At 64.3% G+C, this 406-nt stretch carries 1 protein-coding gene; it reads right to left on the reverse strand.

All coding sequences use genetic code 11. The features are described from left to right. A partial coding sequence (locus J2D75_RS14330) for a POTRA domain-containing protein (RefSeq protein ID WP_207855465.1) occupies nucleotides 1–406 on the reverse strand: 406 nt, incomplete at both ends.

Raw genomic sequence — 406 nt, forward strand, 5'->3', positions numbered from 1 at the left:
GGTTTTAACTGCGCCCAGCCGGTATTCCGTCACGACAATCTGAACCACGCCGCCACTGATGTTCTGCGGCGGGATGGAGACATATACAAACGGATGCCCCTCGGCCTTGTAGAGTGTGCTGACCTTTGCTGCGATGGTGTTCAGGTCGGTCATGCGCAGGGGCTTGCCGAGATAGGCGGCGATCTCATGCTCGAAGGTGGCCTGATCGAGCAGGGGAAGGCCCGTATGGTGCACCCCACTGGAGCCGGCGGGCAGGCCCGCGGCCTTGAGGGCGGCATTGTCGGGAATGAACACCAGCCCCTTGAGGGCGGGGATCACAACCGCATTGGACTGTGGCAGGGGCGGGGCCTCTTTGCCCGGCAGGGTCAGGTCGTTGGGGTTCGGGCCTGCTGCGGGCTGGCGTGGT

It is taken from the genome of Acetobacter suratthaniensis (genome assembly GCF_017377745.1).
Lineage (GTDB): Bacteria > Pseudomonadota > Alphaproteobacteria > Acetobacterales > Acetobacteraceae > Acetobacter > Acetobacter suratthaniensis.